This window comes from Streptosporangium amethystogenes (assembly GCF_000721075.1).
GTDB lineage: Bacteria > Actinomycetota > Actinomycetes > Streptosporangiales > Streptosporangiaceae > Streptosporangium > Streptosporangium amethystogenes.
In genome coordinates this window covers 1-5,547 of the sequence record NZ_JOEQ01000083.1, presented here as the reverse complement: position 1 = coordinate 5,547, position 5,547 = coordinate 1, and the positions used below count along the sequence as shown (strand labels likewise).

Genomic DNA, 5,547 nt, shown 5'->3' with positions numbered 1-5,547 from the left:
GGAGGACATCCAGGCAACGATCTTCGCACTCGACGCATCCTCACCGACTCAGCCGAGGCTACGGGGCAGTATTCATCACGAAATGTGGGCCAGATCCCAAATCAAGCCGTCACACCTTCCCGGCGAAGATCGTCAAGTGGGTCCAGGTCGGGCCGGGCGGATTCCAGCAATCATCGCAACACGCGGTCATTCGACTGTTGCGACGAGCTTAGTGAAGAGCTCGGCGGGCGTTCGCCGTGGTCTGCGCGCTCAGCGGGTCCCCCTGTCGATTGGCCCGGTTCCGGATCCCGCCGAGTACGGCGTCGAGCATCCGGTCGAACTCCGCCACAGACCCGAAGCCGGCCTGCAGGGGCATGAGGGTGGCCATCGTCGGGTACGCCGTGGCGTCGATCGCGGGCATGTCACCGACCCCGTCGGGCCCGCCGCTGAGGACCGCCAGCAGATATCCGTTGAGAAAGCCGAACAGCATCAGCGGCGCGTCCGCGACCACCTGGTCGGGCAGACCGGCCTCACGCATCGCGGTGACCAGTCGTTCCAGGGCGGCGAGGGCCACCGGCGAGGTCTGGGCGCGCGTAGCCAGCAGCGGGAACACCCGGGGATGCCGGTAGGCCATCTCCCGGTAGCGGTGCGCCGTCCAGCGGGTGATCTCTTCCCAGCCGCGGGGTGCGTCGTCCGCGCCGGCCGCCACCTCGGCGAGCACGGCCTGGGACATCGCGTCCAGCAGCGCGGCTTTGCCCTTGATGTGGTGGTAGATCGACATCGGGTCGACCCCGAGCTCCTCCGCGAGCCGCCGTACCCCGAAGCGCTCGAGGCCGTCGCGGTCGACGAGTACGACGGCGGCGGCCGCGATGCGCTCGCGGTCGAGCCCCGCCGACGTGCCCTGTGTGCGTCTGGTCACGTCTACTCTCTCCCTCTTGTTAAACCTACACTGTAGAATTTATCGTGCAGATGGAAACCTACGACGTAGGTTTCGGAAGGAAGCGGTCATGACCACAATCACCAACCGTCCACCGTCGACACACACCAAGCGCCCCACCGCGATGTATTTGGGGCTGGCACTGACGACCTTCGCCACACTCGCGCTGCTGCTCGACATCGCCACCGTCGACACGCTGTCCGGCCACGTCCGCGACGCGTATCCCGACTAGGGTCCGGGCATGGTGGCGGCCGACCGCAACGCGATCGTGATCTACCTCGTCGTCACAGGTGCCCTGGGGATACTCGTCTGGCTGCTGCTGGCGGTCCCCATCCCTGGCTCCTCGCGCCGTGCGTGCTCGCGCCAGGCCCGAGGAACACCCCGCCGTCAGCTCCGTGAACAGCGACAAGATCGCGGATCTCAATCAGTAGCCAGGGCGGCCCGCAGAGCTGGACGGCCACTCTTTGGAAGCCGCTGAAGGCAAGCAGTCATAAGCCACATACGGCCCCTCACGGACCGCCAATAACCTTACGGAGAAGATATGAGCGAGGTCACCGGTGCTCAGCAGCCATCGGCGGGCGTCCGGTTGCGGCGGCAGGTCCTGGGAGGGGAGCCGGACTGGTCGGCGATGACGGCCGAGGAGCTGGTGGCCTACCGCGACGCGGAAAACCGCAGGCGGGCATCCCCTGAGGCGCAGGCGATCACCGGGATCCCGGATCCCGTCGCCGCAATTCACTGGCAGCTGCCCGAGTCGCAGCTCGCCGACGCCGACGACCTGGTCCGGCTCGACCCGGTCTTCGCCCGAACGGCCGTCGGCACCAGCCACAACCTGAGGAGCACCTGATGAGACCCCTGGAGATCCTGTTGTCGGCCACCAACCTGCTGGGGCTCGCGATCGTGGCGATCCCCCGGCTACGCGCGCTGCGCTGGCCAGGCTTCGTGGTGCCCGTCACGCTGCTCTTGGCGGCAGCGCAGGTCCTCGTCGAAGGCCCGCGCTGGCAGCTGGCCCCTGCCTACGCGCTGACCGCGATCCTCTTCCTGACCTGGCTGACCGGCATCGTCCGGCCGAGCGCCGTGCACGTCAACCGACTGGTCGCCAGCTCAGCCGCCGGACTGGGTGCGCTGGCGGCCCTCGCCTCCATCCTCCTGGCAATGGTGATGCCCGTATTCCGTTTCCCCGAGCCGACCGGACCATATGCGATCGGCACTACGACCTACCACTGGGTGGACGCAGGCCGTCCGGAGCTGTTCACCGACGCCCCCGATGATCACCGGGAACTCATGGCGCAGGTCTGGTATCCCGCCGAGCCTCAGCCGTCGGCGCCGCGCACCCCCTACATCCAAGACGCCGAGGCGGTGACGTCGGCGATGGCGCGCCTGGCCGGCTTCCCGGAGCCCGTCTTCAGCCAGCTCAGGTACGTGACCACCAGCGCCGTCACGTCCGCTCGGATGGCGGCCGACCGCCCCCGCTACCCGGTGCTCATCTCCCTCACCGGGCTCAGCGGGTTCCGCGCCGCGAGCACCTTCCAGATCCAGGAGCTGGTCTCGCACGGCTACGTGGTCGTCGGGCTCGACCAGCCGGGCGCCGCCGCCATGACACGCTTCCCCGACGGGCGGGAGGTCCCAGGGTGGCCCAGGGACAAGATCTATCCGCTGATCAGCCAGAGCTGGACGCCGCGGCCCGACGGGCCGACACTCCAGGGGGAGGCGCTTCCCGACGGCATCATCCCGTACTTCGCGCAGGACGTCAGCTTCGCGCTCGACCGGCTCGCAGGGCTGAACGAAGCCGACCCCGACGGCATCCTGACCGGCCGCCTCGACCTCGAGCGCGCTGGCGTCTTCGGGATCTCGTGGGGCGGCGCGACCGGTGCCGAGGCGTGCGCGAACGACCAGCGCCTCAAGGCGTGCTTCATCATGGACGTTCAAATGACGGCCCACGTCGTCAGGGCGGGCTTGCAGCAGCCAGTCATGTTCATGACCCGCGATACCGAGACCTTTCGTCTCGAACGGGAGCGCAGCGGCGGCTGGCCGGAGAAGGAGATCTCCGAGACCATCGAGACCATAACCGACGTGTACCAGCGCCTGTCGGGCGCTGGCTATTATGTGGAGGTCCCCGGGTTGTTCCACGTCGACTTCACCGACGTCCCGGTCTGGTCACCGGTCACACCGCAGCTTGGCCTGAACGGGACGATCGACGCTCAGCGAGCACACGACATCATCAACGCCTACTCGCTCGCGTTCTTCGACAAGCATCTCATGGGACAGTCACCGTCACTGATCGAGGGGCCGTCGAGCCGCTTCCCAGAAGCGCGGTTCATGCATCACCAGGGCGTGCCGGAGCAGCCGTCAGCCGCCGCGCACCCTCGGTGACCGTTGTCCATGCCGCCAGGCCGGGCGAACGAGGGGTCCGCCCGGCGGGGCCCGCGGGACGGGGCGGATTCCAGCGATCTTCGCAACACGGGGTCAATCGACTGTTGCGACGAGCTTGGCGAAGAGCTCGGTGGGGGTCTGCCAGCCGAGGATCTTGCGGGGGCGGTTGTTGAGTTCGGCGGCGACGGCGTCGAACTGGTCGGCGGTGTAGGAGGACAGGTCGGTGCCCTTCGGGAAGTACTGGCGAAGCAAGCCGTTCGTGTTCTCGTTCGAGCCGCGCTGCCAGGGGCTGGCGGGCTCGCAGAAGTAGACGGGGATGTCGGTGGTGGCGGTGAACTCGTCGTGGCGGCTCATCTCGCTGCCCTGATCCCAGGTCAGCGATCGGGCGAGCTCGCGGGGCAGGCCGGCGAAGACGTCGATGAGGGCGTCGCGGACGTGCTCGGCGGTCCTGCCTTCGGGCAGATGCAAGAGCATGACGTAGCGGGTGGTGCGGTCGACGAGGGTGCTGATCGCCGAGCGATTGCCCTGGCCGACGATGAGGTCGCCCTCCCAGTGGCCGGGCACCAGGCGGTCGTCGATGTCGGCGGGCCGTTGGTGGATGAGCTTGCCGGGGTCGATGAAGCGGGTGGCGCGCTGGTCGACGCGGCGCCGGGCCTGGCGGCCGGTGCGCAATGTGCCGGGCTGGCGCTCCAGGCCGCCGCGGTAGGTCAGGTAGATCGCCTGGTAGACGGTCTCGTGTGCCAGATGCCGCTCTGGCTCGTCAGGGAAGGCGGTGCGCAGGTCCTGGCTGATCTGCTCGGGGCTCCACCGCTGGTTGAGTCGCTGCCGGATGTAAGTCTTCAGCTCCGGGTCCCGCTGGACCTTGCCCTCCTTCGACCGCACTCGCCGGACGATCGCTCTCCGCTGGGCGCGGAATGGGTGGTACTTGCCGGTGGCCAGGTCGCGGTTGCGGCGCACTTCCCGGCTGATCGTGGCAGGGCTCCGCTGGAGCTCTCGGGCGATAGCGCGCAGCGAGGCGCCGGCCCGGAGCATGTCAGCGATGGCGATCCGCTCGTCCTCCGACAGGAACCGCAGCGAGATGGCTCCGTCATCAGGCTGCTCGATGATCGGCGGATAGACGCGCTCGCGCCCGGCCCGGTCGACCTCTTTCCTGCCGTACCTCCAACGGGTGCCGGTTCTGCGATTGATGCCCAGCTCGCGACACGCGGCTGAGTTGTTCACTCCCTGCGCCATGAGGCGAAGGTATTGATCACGTTTGTCCGTCTGCGGCGCGGGTCCACGCTTCTTAGGCCGGCGAAACGGCTTGGTCATGGCAACACCCCTTGGGGTCAGGTGTTGCGACCACCTTTAGAACCCAAGCCGTCGTAGCCACACCTGCCCAACGCCGGGTCCGGTTGAGGCGACCAGGGCAGGCCCTGCTTAGAAGCAGAGGTGCCGCTCCGCTGAGCATCACCAGAAGCCGACCCATGTCACTTGGCAGACGTCCTGGAGTTCATGAAGGTCACCGGGCAGCGCCACGCTCATCACCAGGAGCACACCCTCGGCAGCGTCATGCACGCTGGCCAGCACTCCCATGACGGGCTTGGAAGAGCCGAGCAGCTCGGCCTCTTCCTTGGTCGGGTTGCGCGCGGTCGGTCGCTCGGTGACGTGATCGAAGCGCAGGTGCTTGACCGCCTGGAGGTGATGACGCACCCCGCGCGTCAGCGGTTCGGGCTTGTCGACGTCCGGGAACCACAAGGTCTCCACCGCCATACCTGCTGTCGGACGACGCGAGCTTCATCAACGGGGCGATCATGCCCGTCGACGGCGGACGATCGGTGCTCGCGCGATCCCGAGGAGACCTGATAGACAGCCATCGACAACGGGACCGATGCATCAGTGCCATGAGTGGGCCCGTGGCAGTTTCTACCGCAGAGTGTGAGCGGTCGCAGCTACAGGGGGGTGACGTCTGCCAAGCATCAGATGCGACAGAACTGTCATGCACGTCCTGGGACAGGACAACAGATGCCACGGATGTCGTGACTCGCTTGATGCTTGACGGCACGAGCGTGAGCGCGAACCTTCCTACTCATCGTGCTGTCGACGCACCATCTCGGTGATCCAGACGGGCGCGAACGGAGACGTACAGCCCGGGGAAGTCGGGTAGTCCTTGAGCACCTCCTGGCGCTCGCCGATGTCGATCGCACGGGCGCGGTGCTCGGCGCGCTCGATCCCGATCTGCGCCAGGCAGTGGTTCATCGCCCACTGCAGGCGATCGGGGG

The 5,547-nt window shown here is 67.4% G+C and carries 6 protein-coding genes and 1 pseudogene; 3 read left to right on the top strand and 4 right to left on the bottom strand.

Annotation, left to right across the window (positions count from 1 at the left end):
* Nucleotides 1–208: 208 nt before the first annotated feature.
* Complete coding sequence (locus tag IG98_RS0143340) at nucleotides 209–898, bottom strand: TetR/AcrR family transcriptional regulator (RefSeq protein ID WP_051753719.1); 690 nt, start codon at nucleotides 896–898, stop codon at nucleotides 209–211.
* An 88-nt stretch (nucleotides 899–986) separates the two neighbouring features.
* Between IG98_RS0143340 and IG98_RS51730 the strand changes: the two genes are divergently transcribed.
* The 3 genes from IG98_RS51730 to IG98_RS0143325 all read left to right on the top strand — a co-directional run bounded on the left by IG98_RS51730 (nucleotide 987) and on the right by IG98_RS0143325 (nucleotide 3,286).
* Entirely contained in the window at nucleotides 987–1,148 is a 162-nt protein-coding gene (locus IG98_RS51730; RefSeq protein ID WP_157594886.1) for a hypothetical protein, read from the top strand.
* A 309-nt stretch (nucleotides 1,149–1,457) separates the two neighbouring features.
* Nucleotides 1,458–1,760: a hypothetical protein gene (locus tag IG98_RS52985; RefSeq protein ID WP_030926257.1), complete on the top strand. Its 303-nt coding sequence runs from the start codon at nucleotides 1,458–1,460 to the stop codon at nucleotides 1,758–1,760.
* Entirely contained in the window at nucleotides 1,760–3,286 is a 1,527-nt protein-coding gene (locus IG98_RS0143325) for an alpha/beta hydrolase family protein (RefSeq protein ID WP_051753718.1), read from the top strand. The genes IG98_RS52985 and IG98_RS0143325 overlap by 1 nt, the downstream gene beginning before the upstream one ends.
* 93 nt (nucleotides 3,287–3,379) lie before the next feature.
* On the opposite strand, the gene IG98_RS0143320 is transcribed toward IG98_RS0143325, so the two are convergent.
* The 3 genes and pseudogenes from IG98_RS0143320 to IG98_RS0143310 form a co-directional block, all read right to left on the bottom strand.
* Nucleotides 3,380–4,507 carry an IS30 family transposase gene (locus IG98_RS0143320; RefSeq protein WP_425428161.1) on the bottom strand — a complete coding sequence of 376 codons (1,128 nt, stop codon included), beginning with the start codon at nucleotides 4,505–4,507 and terminating at the stop codon, nucleotides 3,380–3,382.
* A 228-nt stretch (nucleotides 4,508–4,735) separates the two neighbouring features.
* Nucleotides 4,736–5,038 (bottom strand): GntR family transcriptional regulator, encoded by a 303-nt coding sequence (locus tag IG98_RS46165; RefSeq protein WP_051753717.1) that lies wholly within the window; start codon nucleotides 5,036–5,038, stop codon nucleotides 4,736–4,738.
* A gap of 312 nt (nucleotides 5,039–5,350) precedes the next feature.
* Nucleotides 5,351–5,547 (bottom strand): annotated as a pseudogene (locus tag IG98_RS0143310) (DNA alkylation repair protein); the annotation flags it as partial.